Origin of the sequence: Spirosoma profusum (genome assembly GCF_014699005.1) — a bacterium.
Lineage (GTDB): Bacteria > Bacteroidota > Bacteroidia > Cytophagales > Spirosomataceae > Spirosoma > Spirosoma profusum.
This window is the reverse complement of sequence record NZ_JACWZY010000006.1, coordinates 26,428-42,089: the sequence shown is the minus strand read 5'-3', so window position 1 is coordinate 42,089 and position 15,662 is coordinate 26,428. Positions and strand designations below refer to the sequence as shown.

Annotated in this window: 9 protein-coding genes; 6 read left to right on the top strand and 3 right to left on the bottom strand. The window is 48.9% G+C overall.

Features of this window, described 5'->3' with window-relative positions:
• A complete protein-coding gene (locus tag IC229_RS09140) occupies positions 1–1,932 on the bottom strand; it encodes a tetratricopeptide repeat-containing sensor histidine kinase (RefSeq protein ID WP_190886662.1) in 1,932 nt (643 codons plus the stop codon).
• A gap of 37 nt (positions 1,933–1,969) precedes the next feature.
• Entirely contained in the window at positions 1,970–3,919 is a 1,950-nt protein-coding gene (locus tag IC229_RS09135) for a tetratricopeptide repeat-containing sensor histidine kinase (RefSeq protein WP_190886661.1), read from the bottom strand.
• Between the two features lie 243 nt (positions 3,920–4,162).
• Between IC229_RS09135 and IC229_RS09130 the strand changes: the two genes are divergently transcribed.
• The 4 genes from IC229_RS09130 to IC229_RS09115 all read left to right on the top strand — a co-directional run bounded on the left by IC229_RS09130 (position 4,163) and on the right by IC229_RS09115 (position 7,878).
• Positions 4,163–4,468 carry a (2Fe-2S) ferredoxin domain-containing protein gene (locus tag IC229_RS09130; RefSeq protein WP_190886660.1) on the top strand — a complete coding sequence of 102 codons (306 nt, stop codon included), beginning with the start codon at positions 4,163–4,165 and terminating at the stop codon, positions 4,466–4,468.
• Positions 4,469–4,544: 76 nt separating this feature from the next.
• Positions 4,545–5,237, top strand: a complete 693-nt coding sequence (locus tag IC229_RS09125) for a YjjG family noncanonical pyrimidine nucleotidase (RefSeq protein WP_190886659.1) — start codon at positions 4,545–4,547, stop codon at positions 5,235–5,237.
• Between the two features lie 83 nt (positions 5,238–5,320).
• Complete coding sequence (locus IC229_RS09120; protein ID WP_190886658.1) at positions 5,321–6,904, top strand: FAD-dependent oxidoreductase; 1,584 nt, start codon at positions 5,321–5,323, stop codon at positions 6,902–6,904.
• A gap of 194 nt (positions 6,905–7,098) precedes the next feature.
• Entirely contained in the window at positions 7,099–7,878 is a 780-nt protein-coding gene (locus IC229_RS09115) for a 3-hydroxyacyl-CoA dehydrogenase (protein WP_190886657.1), read from the top strand.
• Between the two features lie 50 nt (positions 7,879–7,928).
• Here the strand turns inward: IC229_RS09115 and IC229_RS09110 are convergent, their stop codons facing one another.
• The gene (locus IC229_RS09110) at positions 7,929–10,883 is read right to left on the bottom strand and encodes a TonB-dependent receptor (RefSeq protein ID WP_190886656.1); all 2,955 of its coding nucleotides are present in this window, start codon (positions 10,881–10,883) and stop codon (positions 7,929–7,931) included.
• 249 nt (positions 10,884–11,132) lie between these two features.
• Here IC229_RS09110 and IC229_RS09105 point away from each other — a divergent pair, with 249 nt between their 5' ends.
• Both IC229_RS09105 and IC229_RS09100 read left to right on the top strand, forming a co-directional pair.
• Positions 11,133–12,053, top strand: coding sequence for an ABC transporter ATP-binding protein (locus IC229_RS09105; RefSeq protein ID WP_190886860.1), 921 nt, complete (start codon positions 11,133–11,135; stop codon positions 12,051–12,053).
• Positions 12,050–15,652, top strand: coding sequence for an ABC transporter permease/M1 family aminopeptidase (locus IC229_RS09100; RefSeq protein WP_190886655.1), 3,603 nt, complete (start codon positions 12,050–12,052; stop codon positions 15,650–15,652). The genes IC229_RS09105 and IC229_RS09100 overlap by 4 nt, the downstream gene beginning before the upstream one ends.
• Positions 15,653–15,662: the final 10 nt, after the last annotated feature.

The window sequence follows — 15,662 nt, the reverse complement described above, 5'->3', positions numbered from 1 at the left end:
TCAGGCTAATGACGTAGTGAATACCAACTGTGTCCCCTGCTCCGGCACTGAACGTACCTCCAGCAAACCACCCATCGCTTGTGCACGCTGCTTCATGCTGGTCTGGCCCGTTCGCCCACTTTGTTGGGACGTATCAAAACCTTGCCCATTGTCTTCAATCAGCACCCGTAGTTGGGTATCACTACGTTCAAATTTCACCGTTGCCTGTGTGGCTTGTGAGTACTTGATTAAATTATTAATCGCTTCTTTACCAATCAGGTATAAACTACGTCGTACCTCCATCGAAATAGGCGTTTCCTCTAAAGTTGGGTCAACCTGGAAGGTAAAGTTGATATTTTTCGACTCCATCAGGGGTTGGGCGTACTCCTGCAAGCGTAACGCGATGCGGTGCAACGTATCATTGCTCGGATTGATTGTCCAGATGATTTCGTCAATTGATTCAAGAATCTGACGGGCGTCGGAGTAGATTTTCTGCACCATTTTCTGAGCCGATTCGGGCTGGTTCTGACGAAGCAACGTATCAGTATGGCCGCTGAGCATGGAAATACTACTGAGGGTGCTGCCCACCTCATCGTGAAGGTCATGAGCGATTTGCTTACGAAGTTGCTGAGCTTCTTCCAGCCGCCGGACTTTGGCCCGATTTAGCAACCAGGCGCTCACGGCTACGCCTAACAGCAACAGCAGAGCAGCTCCGATAAGCAGCGCATTGGTGCGGAAGCTAGTGCGCTCGGCTTGTTGCTGATTTAGTTTGGCTTCCTGCTGAAGCAGTTTGATACGTGCTTCTTTTTTCTCGGTTTCGTATTTGGCCACCATCCGCTGCACTTCGGCGCTGGTGCGGATGGCCGTGGTAGAATCCATGCGCTGGTTTCGTTCGAGCTGGAAAACGTAGGCTTGCTGGAAGTTTTTCATACCCCCGTAGAGGTCGGCCAGTCCCTGAGTATACAAGGCAATATTCGCTTTATCGTCATCTCCGTTAGCCAGAGCGAGGGCTTTTTTCATGTACTGCTCCGCTTGTTTATAGTCTTTGATTTCTTCATAGAATCGGCCCAGGCTGAAGTAGCCGCTACCTATTGATTCATTGTTTTTCTGTTTAATAGCAATTGCCAGTGACTGTTCGAGGTAAGGTTTCGCTTGCTGAAAACGTTTTTCTTTCCGCAGGGCTAATCCAATATTACCCAGAATATCAGCCCTTAGTAGTTCATAATCAGAGCCAAGTATGTAATTAAGTGCTGTTTTGTAGTGGCTTATGGCGGGCATCTCCTGGTTCAGATCATCATAACAGCGACCAATATTGTGCTCGGTAATGGCCATCCCGTAGGGGTTATTGGCTGTTCTCTTTATGGCAAGGGCTTGTTGGTAATAGTCAATAGCTTCTTTCTGTTCATTCATCCGCTTCAGCGCGTGGCCGATGTTTTCGTAGCTGGATGGAAGCGGCTTCAGGTTATATTGTTTCTGTAGTTGCAGCGACTGAAGTTCAATCTCAACCACCTTATCGGGCTGCCCTAATTTGGAATACGCTATGGCGATATTGGACAAGGTCAGGGCTATTGTCCGGGGATGGAGTTTGTACTTTTCTCCTATTTTCAGTGCTTTCTGGAAATGCCCTAATGCTTCTTTTGGTCGGTTGGTCAGGTAGCAGGTATTGCCCATGTTGTTATAGGTGCGGGCCACTCCCCGTCCGTAGTCCAACTGAACAGATACCTTTTCGGCAATCTGCAATAAGGAATCAGCGCGCTGGTGAGCTGCTTTTTTTGTACTCAGCTCATACGCCAGACTGATGATTGCCTGTACATAGTTGGTGTCGGGAGACGTATGCGTTTTAACATACGTTTCCAATGAATCGAGTGATTTAGGCACCTGAGCCACAGCCACCGAACCATTTATAGTCAGAAAACTGAACAGAATAATACGTAATACGTAGCAGTTTCTCATAGTAGATGTGGTTAGATTGGTAGCTGACCGATACGTATCAGGCCAGTAACGTAGTGAGCACTAATCGAGTACCCTGCTCAGGCACTGAGTGTACTTCCAGCGAGCCGCCCATCGCTTCGGCCCGCTGTTTCATGCTGGTCTGTCCATTGCGGGTACTAAAGCTTTCCTGCACAAATCCTCGCCCGTTGTCTTCAATCAATACGTGCAGCCGATCCTCTTTTCGCTCAAATCGCAGAACTGCCTGAGTCGCCTGTGAATACTTGACCAGATTATTAATAGCCTCTTTGCCAATCAGGTACAGATTACGACGCACCTCCATCGATACCGGAATTTGGTCGAGTGACGTGTCGGCAACGAATTGAAGGTCAATCCCTTTCGACTCCATCAGCGGCTGGGCGTATTCCCGCAAACGTAGCGCGATGCGATGCAATGAATCATTTCCCGGATTAATCGTCCAGATGATTTCGTCGACGGATTCCAGAATCTGGCGGGCGTCGGAGTAGATTTTCTGTACAATTTTCTGGGCCGACTCCGGGCGGTTCTGGCTGAGCAACGTATCGGTATGGCTACTCAGCATCGAAATACTACTGAGGGTGCTGCCTACCTCGTCATGAAGATCGTGGGCAATTTGTTTGCGCAGATTTTGGGCTTCTTCCAGCCGTCGCAGTCGGGCACGGTTGAGCAGCCAGGCGCTCACCGCTCCGCCCAGCAGCACGATCAGTAGTCCGCCAACCAGCAGGGCGTTCGTCTGCCAGCGTTTCACCGCCAGTTCCTTATCCCGAAGCTGCGCCTGCTGATTCAGCAGTTTGATTCTAGCTTCTTTCTTTTCGGCTTCATACCGGGCCACCAGTTCGTCGGTGCGGGTTTTCTGCTCATCCGTCATCACGGAATCGCGCAGTTTCTGTTCCTGAATCTTGTAGATGTAGGCGTTGCGGTAGTCGTTGCGAAGGGCGGCTACAACGGCCCGTTCGCCCACAAACAAGACCTGATTGGCCAGACTGCCGCTTTCCTGCGCCAGCAGAAATGCCTGATGTAACTCAGCATCGGCCGCAACGTACTGCTTCTGCTTCATGTACACTTCGCCCAGGGTGTAATGAGCATTCGCTGTATTATGGGTATAATCGAGTCGCTTGGCGAGGGCCAGCGCCTGCTTGCCAAATGCCAGTGCCTGTTGCGCATGACCAAGCGCGCTGTGATTGAGCGCCAGGCCATTGAGAGCATCTACCTGCGTATGCTCGTACCCGGTCTGTCGGCTGTGGGTCAGCGCATCGCCATAAGCAACAATGGATTGCTTATACTGCTCCTTTTCATTATATAGCGCCCCTAAATCGACCTCCAGGGGTGCCTGTTGAATAAGATCTTCATTTTCCTGCGCGATGGCAATGCCTTCCCGGACATAAGCTATCCCCTTGTCGATCTCCCCTGTTTGACGGAACAAATACCCGAGCGTGGCGCGCAGACTTTCGCTGCGGGGCCGAATAGTATAGCGGGTTTCGATCTGAATCGCCTGCATCGTAACATCAAGGGCCTCTTTAAGCTGCCCCCGATGCCGATATACCATTCCTAAATTCGCCAATGTACGGCACAGGGTTAATTTAGGAAGTTTGTATCGCTCAATATCCCGAATGAGCTGCTGGAAAATTCGTAGGGTATTTTCTGAGTGATTTAGTTGCATTTGCGCCCCCCCCTGCGTCACCATCGACCTGGCGACACCCGGACCAAAATTGAGATTTCGTGCGAGTTGCTCGCTCTGGCGAGCTATCGAATCGGCCTGTTTACTAGCTCCACTAACGTACAGATAATACGCATAGTCGGCTACGGTACGGGCATACGTAGTATCACCAGTTTTACCAGCCGATTGTAATTTTTTCACCTGGCTGGCCAGTGAATCAACTTGTTGAGAAGTCTTTGTCTGGCCTATTACCTTCGACTCCGCGCCAACAAGCAGGCAACTGATAAGGCTAATTACGTAAAAGTTCAATCTCATGAGAGGCTATTGATAACTTCATAAATATCCATGAATTGCCGCTCAATTGATAATAGTTTTAGTAAACGGTCAACTTACTGAACGGTTAGTTTGCTGTATATATTGACCAATAAACGCAACAGCGAGACCGTCTATCGCAAACGAATTTTTTACCTATGCTCACTTTATTCTGTCAATTTTAAATAGAGCTAACAACTGGCTTGGCATGGTTCCGTACCTTTGCAGTCTGATTCAAACTAATCTATGAAATACAAAAAGCACGTTTTTATCTGCAATAACCAAAAGGCCGCTCCCAAAAAATCATGTGGCGAGGCTCATGGCAACGAACTGGTCGATGCGTTTAAAGCCGCTCTGGCCGAACGCGGTCTGTTGAAAGAAATGCGCGCCCAACGTACCGGCTGCCTCGACGCCTGTGCGTTCGGTCCGGCGGTGGTCGTTTATCCCGAAGGAACGTATTACGGCAATGTCCAACTCTCCGACGTCAACGAAATCGTTGAAAGCCACCTAATTAACGATCAACCTGTTGAGCGTCTCAAACTTGATTATTAGAGTTATAGGGTTATAAAGTTGTAGAGACAAGGCATGCCTTGTCTCTACAACTTTATAACCCTATAACTCCCCTAGTATGAAATACCGCCATCTTTTCTTCGACCTGGATCATACGCTCTGGGATTTTGACCGGAATTCTGCCGAGTGCCTTGTCGAGCTGTTTGATACGTTTCGATTAAATGAACTAGGTATTGAGTCAGCGGATGAGTTTAGTCGTCATTTCATTGCCGTCAATCGGAGGTTATGGGCCGATTACGACAAAAATCTCATTGAACACAGCTACATTCGCAAACACCGATTTCCACTAGTATTTCAGGCGATGGGGGTTGATGAATCGGCTATTCAGGTCGATTTGAATATTGAATATCTGAAGCTGTTACCCTGCAAAGCACACCTGCTCGAATCAGCGCGGGAAATTCTGGATTACCTGCATGGGCGCTACGTTATGCACATCATTACCAACGGTTTCGCTGAAATCCAGGCCGCTAAAATGGCTAGCTCCGAGATTACGCATTACTTTACGCACGTTATTACCAGCGAAAAAGCCAACGCCAAAAAACCGGACCCACTGGTGTTTCAATACGCGATGGAAATCAGCGGAACGAACGTATCGGAAAGCCTGATGATTGGCGATAATTACGAGGCCGATATTCTCGGAGCCAAACGGGTTGATTTAGATACCGTATTCTATAATCCACAAGGCCAGATCGTGGATAATAAACCTACTTATGACATTCGCCACTGGAACGAACTCATGGCAATTTTGTAGATGAACTTTTTAAACTTTTGGATACAGGCCCCAATTGAGCGTTTTTTGTCTCTTCTGACATTGCTATCAATCATTCCTGCGCCATGAATCGATTTTGCTACGTTCTGTTTCTGCTTTGTTTTCCCATCCATTTATATAGCCAGCCTCTCACCGTCGATGTGTGCATTTATGGCGGTACGTCGGCGGGAGTAATTGCGGCTTATTCGGCTAAGAAATCAGGCAAATCAGTCGTACTTATCGAACCGGGTCGGCATCTGGGCGGTATGTCCTCGGGCGGATTAGGTGCAACCGATATTGGCAACAAACGAGCCATAACAGGACTGTCGCGCAATTTTTATAAACGTATTGGACGTCACTACGGGAAGCCAGAGCAGTGGACATTTGAGCCACACGTAGCAGAAGCCGTTTTTAATCAGTACGTTCGGGAGGCCAACGTACCGATTTGGTATAGCTATCAGTTAGCGTCGGTTAAAACGGTAAATCAACGTATTGAAGAGATTTCGGTTGAGTCAGCTTCGGCTAATAAATCTGCGCCAAACCGAGTGATACGTGCCAAACAGTTCATCGACTGTTCCTATGAAGGCGATTTGATGGCCAAATCAGGCGTAGAATTTACTGTTGGCCGGGAGTCGGCCACTCAATATAACGAACCGTTGAATGGTGTACAGTTTCGCGATAAACACCAGTTTCCCGACGGCGTCGATCCATACGTAATGCCCGGAAAACCTGAAAGCGGAATGATTTGGGGAATTGGTACTGCTACGTTGGCCCCGAACGGCACCGCCGACCAAACGGTTCAGGCCTATAACTTTCGCCTGTGCCTGACCGACAACCCGGCCAACCGCATTCCGATTACGCGTCCTGGAGACTACGATTCCACAAAATACGAGCTACTGCTACGTCAGATTGCCAAAAAGATGCCCAAAGAGCTGACCTGGAATTTGATGCATTTTGTGATGATGCCCAATCGAAAAACCGACATCAACAACTGCGGAGGTTTTTCAACCGACATGATCGGCGCTAATTATGATTACCCCAATGCCAGCTACGCCCGCCGGGCCGAAATCATCCGCGAGCACGAACAGTACACAAAGGGTCTGTTTTATTTCATCGGCCACGACCCACGCATGCCCAAACACCTGCGCGACGAAATGTTGCAATGGGGTTATCCAAAAGATGAATACACTGATAACAAAAACTTTAGCCCTCAACTTTACATCCGCGAAGGCCGACGATTAGTGGGTGAATACGTAATGACACAGGCCAATTGCGAAGGCAAAGTTGTCGTACCCGATTCAATTGGAATGGCCGCTTATACTATGGATTCGCACAATTGTCAGCGGTTGGTAGTGAAAGATGCAAACGGCGTAGCGCACGTACGTAACGAAGGTGACGTACAAGTTGGTGGTTTTCCGCCTTATCCGGTCAGTTATCGAGCGCTCATTCCGAAGCGGGGCAGCATCCAGAATTTGTTGGTGCCGGTTTGTCTGTCGGCCAGCCATATTGCGTACGGCTCCATCCGCATGGAACCTGTGTTTATGGTGCTTGGACAATCGGCAGCGCAGGCAGCCTGTCTCGCCATTGATAGCCAAAAATCCGTTCAGGACATCGACGTACTCAAATTACAACAGTTGATCAAGTCGCAAAACAAACAACAGGCGAACTAGATTATTGTCTGATTGACTTGAGTTAGAACTTATACATAAGAGCAGTTTTTGTCATGCTGAGGAACGAAGCATCTTAACGCTTCCTAACTAGCTCGCCCGGGATCTTTACGATGCTTCATTCCTCAGCATGACAAAAACGCTCGTTTTGAGACTATTGCCAGAAATTTAACCAGGCTCCGAAACAACCTTTACACATGCAACTCAAAAACGCAACGGCCCTTGTCACCGGAGGAGCCTCCGGGCTTGGTGAGGCAACAACGCGGCTGCTTACGGCCAACGGCGCGAACGTAGTGATTCTTGACTTAAACGTTGAACGTGGCAATGCCCTCGCCGAAGAACTGGGGAATTCAGTACGTTTCCACCGAACCAACGTAACAGACGAAATCGACGTACAGGCCGCCATAAATCTCGCCATTGAAACCTTTGGTGGATTACACATTAATGTCAACTGTGCCGGAGTGGCCGAAGCCCGAAAAACGGTTGGCAAGGTCGATGGGGTGTACGGCGCGCATTCCCTGGCGGTTTTTCAGAAAGTAATTGCCATTAATCTTATCGGTACGTTCAATGTAATTCGGCTAGCGGCATTGGCGATGGAGCATAATGAACCTAACGGCGAAGGCGAACGGGGCGTAATTATCAACACGGCGTCAGTGGCGGCTTATGACGGGCAGATTGGCCAGGCGGCTTATTCGGCGTCTAAAGGTGGAATTGTCGGTATGACACTACCCATCGCCCGCGATCTGTCACGTTCCGGTATCCGGGTCATGACCATTGCACCCGGTTTATTCGAAACACCTCTGATGGCTGGTTTGCCGGAAGAAGCCCGCTTATCGCTAGGCCAACAGGTACCATTTCCGTCACGTTTAGGCCGCCCGGCTGAATATGCGCTGCTCGCTAAAAGCATTATTGAAAATCCAATGCTCAATGGAGAGGTTATCCGGCTGGATGGTGCTATTCGCATGGCGCCTAAGTAAATTTCTAAGTGATACGTAGCCCGGACGAGGACATCCGGGCTTCGTATCACTTAGAAATTTACACTCACACGACCAAATACGTAGCGACCGTTAAATCCACCCTGATTGGGTTGATACAGGAAGCGACCCCGGTTCGAATTGTCACGAGCCGATGAATAGTTCGTGCTGCCGAGAGCATTACGTGGATCAATGTAAATTTGATCGGGGTAAATGTCAAAAATATTGTTGGCGCCTAATGTAACACCAGTGGCTTTTGTAGCGCGATACGTTACACTCAGGTCCGTAATCCAGACTGCCTTGAATGTCTGATCGATAAAGGCATGACCAGTTTCATCGCGGTTAAATTGCGTGTTCCAGTACGTACCGTCGGCTTTTTTGGCATCTGGGTCGGTAGGTGTTTTGAATTTCACTTCCCCGAAACGTACCGTTCGAAGCGAAATATCGAACTTGCCAATAGTGTACATAGCACTCAGATTCCATTTGCTACGTGGCAGGTAATCCTCAATTATCGAAATCTGATTACGGTCGAACAGCGACGTGCGGTACCAGTTGCTGGGATTGGCATCGGCCGGATTGTTTTTCGGGTCATCAATCAACGGCGTACTATTGATGGCCTTCACCGTATTTTTATTGAAGTTCACTGCTGCCGTCAGCGTTAACTGACCAGTTCCGGCTTTGAACCGTTCTGAGGCCACAATATCAAGGCCCTGCGTACGTGTGTTGATGGCGTTCGCGAAGAAACGAACCAGGTTCACGCCCGGATAGTCGTTCGTACCGAAGCCCAATTGCGCCCGCGTGAACGAACCTGAATACACAATGCGATCCGTAATATCGATCTGATACGCATCAATTGTTAACGTAAAGCCTCGTCCAGCTCGGGCCGTTATCCCAGCCGCCAGGTTAACCGAAGTTTCTGGTTTAAGCGCATTTACACCAATCACGTTTCGCACAATCGGGCTGTCGTTGTTGAGTGTTAACGTATTGGATGGCAGGCCGTTTACAAACTGCGTACTCGTATTCTGGAAATAACGCTGGTGCAGCGAAGGCGCCCGGAATCCCGTACTGACCGATCCACGTAGCGCTATAGCAGGTGTTACCTGTACCCGCGCTGTCAACTTTCCGTTGATCGTCGAACCGAAGTCACTGTAGTTCTCGAAACGACCGGCGGCACCCACCAACAGAATTCCCTTTTCGCCTTCCAGATCAACGTAAACGGCCTCACTGACACGCGATTTATTGATTTCATCCGACGGCTGATATCCCGGAAATACCTGCGCTCCCGGAGCCGCTACTACTGTTCCCGACTGTGGAGGAGCCAGTGCCAGACGCCGGTTCGGATCACCAGAATACGAGTTAGGTTCGCCTGCCTTAATCATAAAGTTTTCGAACCGAACCTCGCCCCCATACGCTACGTTAAGCGACGCATTGCTGGCGTTAACAAATCGACGGCTAAAGTCCAGATTGAACGTATTTTGCAGAAACGAAAGTCGACCAGCATCGAACAAAGTCTGCTGATTATCACTGGCTGGCAACGATGCATTCCCCGAATTTGCTACTGAAAATTTAAAGATATTCTGGCCTATTACGTTGCTGACGTCCAAATTCCACTGGCCAAGCATGGTTTTGTAACCCAGAATGGCCGATACGTCGTTAATTTTTGACTGAATTCCGGGCAGAAATCCGTCTGGGTAATATAGTGAGCCATCGGTTCTAACGGGCTGCTGATTGCGCGAGTTTGGCGTACGGAAGTTGCCATAACCGGTTCCGGTACGGTACGTAACACCACCCGAAAAATAGAACTCTGATTTTGCGTTGGTCGGAATCCCACCGTTAATGAACAAGCCCAGATTCTGCGCATTGGAGTTACCCAGAATCATGTTGTGGCGGTCGTAGCCCCGTTGCTGAATCATAGCCTGATCCTGCGTAATCAGGTTCCGACGATATGTTGTTTCATCCTCACCAGTAGGCGTAGTCGGAAAACCACCCGCCGTACCCATGTAAATCGTTGGCGAATTATCATCGGCGCTTCGATTGGTACGATCGTGGTTATTATACTGCCCACTGACCGACAAACGACCCTCCTTCCCCAACCGGAAACCCTTCGTAAAATCGAACTGAATCAGGCTACCATCGTTTATTTTCTGGGTTTTCTGATCCTGTCCGCCGTTACTGTTCGGAATCATGTACTTAATGGTAGTCATGTTCTGTCCGCCCGTCAGCGACGCCGAAAAACCGGTATAGTTTTTCTTGAGCACTACGTTAATTACGCCGGCAATCGCATCGGTACCATATTGAGCAGCAGCCCCGTCACGTAGCACTTCGATACGTTCGACAGCAGCCACCGGGATTACATTCATGTCGGTACCGACTGCCCCACGTCCCACAGAACCGTTGATGTTGACGAGTGCCGTCGTATGCCGCCGTTTGCCGTTTACCAGCACCAACACCTGATCAGGCCCCAGGCCACGTAGCGAAGCCGGGTCAATGTGGTCGGTGCCGTCCGTTACGGTCTGGCGGTTCGAGTTGAACGAGGGCGCTACGTAGTTGAGCACCTGACTAATGTCGACCTGAGAAAACCCTTTCAGTTCTTTAGTAGAAATGACGTCCACTGGAGCAGCCGTCTGAACGTTCGTACGAGCGGTTTGCGCCCGCGAGCCGATAACCACTACCTCACCCAAACTTGCTGCTGATTCTTTCAATTCAGCATTAGCCGTTACGTCAGTTCCGGCGGCTACGGTAACAGGAACACTCACCGATTCATACCCCACAAAGCTTACCCGAAGTGTATAATTGCCGGGATTGAGTTTTATGGAATAATCCCCGTTCGCATCAGCCGTCGATCCTAAATTGGTTCCCACTGCAATAATCGTTGCTCCCGGTATAGCACCTTTAGAAGTAGCATCCGTAACACGTCCCCGAACTCCCTGAGCCAGAACGGCCGTGAGCGTCAGCCCCCACAGAGCAACACTCAACATCAATCGATTTAGTTTGTAATGAATTTCCATAGGTAGATAAAGGCTTGAAAATGAAAAATCAGAATAATACAGAATCCATCCCGTCATTACTAAAAATAAAATTTTACTAAGTTTCCTAATGACAAAATTGATAACCCTATGTAAAGGCCTATTGTTTCAGTCCGTTATACACATTTCGTATTGTGTTTGCATAGTTTTTACTCTGTCACTTTGAAATTCAAAGTACTTTTATATAGTTTTGCTTCTCCAATGATCTTACTATAAATCATGCACGAGTCAATGGCGCTTACCATTACGAATATTTCCAAGACTTATCGCAGCGGTCGGTCTGCTGACGCGGTTCACGCATTGAAAAATGTGACGCTTACTATTCCAAATGGCCTTTATGGTCTGCTCGGTCCGAATGGAGCTGGTAAGTCCACGCTGATGCGCATCCTTGCTACGTTGCAGGAGCCCGACGAAGGGAGTGTTTTTCTTGGAGAAATTGACATAGTGAACCAGAAAGACGAAGTACGCCAGACACTTGGGTACCTGCCACAGGAGTTTGGGATCTATCCCAAAGCAAAGGCGGAAGAACTGCTCGATCATTTTGCGGTGCTCAAGGGTTTCTCCGAACGTAAGTCACGCCGGGAGGTTGTGGAAGCATTGCTCCGTAAGACGAACCTGTGGGATGTTCGTCACCAAAAGCTCGGTGGTTTTTCGGGCGGCATGCGGCAACGCTTTGGTGTGGCCGTTGCACTGCTGGGAAATCCCAGATTATTGATCGTTGATGAACCGACAGCGGGACTTGACCCGGCCGAGCGGGTTCGTTTCCTGAATTTGCTCAGTGAGTTGGGCGAAAACAGCGTAGTGCTCCTTTCCACGCACATTGTCGAAGATGTCAGTGAGCTGTGTACAAAAATGGCAATTATCAACAAAGGCGAGATTCTGCTTGAAACCGAACCATTACGTGCTGTGGATGAGCTTCGGGGTAAAATCTGGCGCTGCATGATTGCGAAAGATGAACTTCCGCAGTTGGAGCAACAACACGCGGTCATCTCCACAAAACTTTTATCGGGGCGTACGCTCGTACATGTGTATAGCAATACGTCGCCAGGCGACCGATTCGAAACAGCTATTCCAGATCTGGAAGACGTTTATTTCAGTGCCATGTCTGGGCACTATAGCCGTAGCGGACAGGCTAAAGACGTACAGCCATGAAATTCCGCGAGATTTTTCAATTCGAACTCCGCTACCAGCTACGTCATTTTTCGACCTGGATCTATGTAGCGATTCCTCCTTTGTTTGTTCTGCTGCTAACGAAAATTGTCAACCCTGCTGATTATGGCGCGAACGTAAACGCTACGTTCTTTATCGTCTCGGGAACAGTTTTTGCCGGATTAGTATGGCTACTGTCGGCGGGGGCCATTGCCGGAAATTCAGCTTCACGGGATTTTCAGACGGGGCTTCATCCGCTTATGTACGCGGCACCGATCAGCAAACTTGACTACCTGGGCGGAAGGTTCATAGCTGCTTTCGTACTCAATACGCTGATCCAGTTGACCATTCCGGTCTTTTTTTTAGTATCCATTTATGTACTTGGTATTCAGCAAGGAACACTTGGACCATTTCAACCAGAAGCCTATCTGACTACCTTCTTTTACCTGGCCTTTACGAATACGTTTGTCGTGACTGCCTGTCAGTTTTCGGTAGCGGTTCAGGAACGTAGAGCTATCGGTGCTTACATCGGTAGTATCCTCGTTTTTCCCATTATCTCCCACATCATCGGGCTATCGGTGGCCGAATCGTCTGGAAATAGGGATTTGTGGCGGCTGATTGATTTATCCGGAATCAACCTCATACCTGATATAGAATCGTTGTTGCCCGTTGAGAAAAATACCCGACTGCTTGGGTTAGAAGGTCTATTTCTCTGGAATCGCCTTTTGTGGTTTGGGGTTGCGCTGGGATTGCTTGTCTATACTTATTCCCGGTTTCGATTCAGTCATCCCGTCGAAAGCACTTTTTGGAGCCGTATCAAACGCAGACGCCGTACCCACAAAACGGCAATTTCAGAACCCGGACTTGCCGGGCGAACAACGATTACAGTTCCGCAGATTAATCTCGACTTCGGTTGTGCAACCTATGTAGCTCAGATACGTACCATCGCAGGATCGTCTTTCCGCATGATCGCGAAAAGCAGGTTCGGGCTCACAGTTATGGCATTCTTTGCGCTGCAACGGGTTTTATTCGCGCAGGGAAATCTTAGACTATTGGGAGTTCCTCAGATTCCCACAACGGCGAATATGCTCAGCGTGTTAACAGCCTCGCTCAGCGATGTCGGAAATGCATTAACCATCATCCCAATGCTCATCGTCTTTTATGCCGGGGAGTTGGTATGGCGTGCACGAGAAGCCAGGGTGAACCGGATTTCTGATACGTTCCCGGTATCGGAATGGGCGCATTTTCTGGGTAAATTTTTGGGGCTTGGCCTGATCATTCTGATCTGGCTGTTTTTTTTACTGATGGCCGGGATGTTCACTCAGTTATACGAAGGGTATACTCATTTCGAGTTCGACGTATACCTGAAAGCGCTCTTCGGTTTTCAATTAACAGACTATCTCCTTTTTGCCTTGCTGGCGCTGGCCGTGCACGTAGTGGTCAATCAAAAATACCTGGGTCATCTGGTTGTGCTAATTGTTTATGTGTCAATAGCTTTCGCGTCCAGAATTGGCATCGAACATAATCTGTTTATCTACGCTGGTGATCCGGGCTGGTCTTATACGGATATGCGCGGCTTTGCGCCTAACGTAGTGCCCTGGCTGTGGTTCAAGCTATATTGGGCGGGTTGGGCGCTGCTGTTGGCCGTAGTCGCAAGGCTGCTCTGGGTACGTAGCATGTTGGAAGGGTTCGGTAGGCGAGTTGGGCTACTATGTCATCGTTTTACCCGGCAAACGGCAATCACAACGGGAGTAGCCACAGGCGTTACGTTGCTATCGGGTGCTTACATTTTTTATAATACCAACGTAGTAAACAACTACAACGCGGCATCGGACGTAGCAGAACACTACGCTCATTATGAGCAGAATTACAAAAAATACAACGACATCCCGCAACCTCGCCTAACCGAAACCAGGCTTTCCGTTGAACTTTATCCATCGCAACGGAAAGCCGACCTACGTAGCACCTACAAACTGGTTAACCACAGTAACGTATCAATCGACTCTATCCATCTGACTACCAAATTGGGAGTCGAAACAGGAGCAGTAACGTTTGATCGACCGACCAGTCGTGTTTTGGCAGACAATGAACTTAGCTACCACATCTATAAGCTGGCAAAACCGCTCCAGCCGGGCGATTCATTACAGCTCAATTTTGAGGTGCATTATCATGCAAAAGGCTTCCGCAATAAAGGCGTTGCTACGTCTGTCATTCCAAATGGTACGTATTTCGTCAATCATGATTGGATGCCGGAAATTGGCTACCAGCCAAGCCTCGAACTCAGACCTATGATCCAACGGAAAAAATACGGTCTTTCACCACGTATCATTCCGTCGCCCTTTAATACAGCATCCAAAGCGATTTTAGATGGTCAGGAACTAGTTAATTTCGAGGCCATTATAGGTACAGAGCAGGATCAAACAGCGGTTGCACCGGGGGCGCTTCTAAAAAAATGGACGAAAGATGGGCGTAACTATTTCCAGTACGCAACCAGTGCTCCCACCCGAAACACGTACTCCTTTTTTTCGGCCGACTACGTAGTGCGTGAACGTACCTGGGTTGATTCTTCAGCAAGTCCGAAGCGGGGTATAGCTATTAAAATTTACCATCATTCGTCTCATACAGAGAATATTGACCGCGTCGAACGTAGCATACTGGCTTCGCTTAAGTACTACACGACGAAGTTTGGACCATATCCATACAATCATCTCACCATTGTTGAACGTTCCGGTGCTGGCGCCCTAAACGCGGAGCCAACTACCATCGATTATGGCGAAAATTTCACCTTATCGAATTTCAAGGCTCACCCCAACGCGCTTGATATTGTTTATTTCGGGATGGCGCATGAGGTATCGCATCAATGGTGGGGAGCGGCTCAACTCACCCCTGCGCCTGTTCAGGGAGAGATTTTATTGGCTGAGACACTGGCCAATTACTCCGGGCTCAACGTACTGGAAGAAAACTACGGCGATGAGCAGGTGCAAAAGCTCCGCAGCTTGTGGCGCGACTCGTATGAGGTGCCCCGCGAACGTGCTTCTCCTCCATTGCTTCTAGCTAACAATTCGTTCCTTGGTTATCGAAAAGGCCCCCTCGCCTTGTATGCCCTGACCCGATACATCGGCAAAGAGCGCGTGAATGATGCACTCCGGCAATTGCTCGCCAAACATGGTTCTGGTCAGCCGCCTTTGCCTACTTCGCTCAACCTTTATCAGGAGCTTAAGGCGGTTACTCCTGACTCCCTCCATAATTTATTGAAAGACTATTTCGAGAAAAATACCTATTGGCAACTCAAAACAGAAGAGGTAACTACGCAACAGCTTGATAAAAACTCATGGCAGGTCACACTAAAACTGGACGCCAGGAAAGTGATCGTTAACGGTTCAGGCACCGAAAAATCATTGCCAATGAATGACTGGATAGAAATTGGCATTTTCGCTCCGAACGACTCCAGTAAACCACTTCACCTGCAAAAACATCGCATTCAATCTGGCAGTCAGACGATTACAGTGAACGTAGCAGAAAAGCCCAACCGGGCTGGCATCGATCCTAATTACCTGCTTTTTGACCTGGACCCAGACGATAACACCAGGCAGGTGAATTGAAAGGAGACGT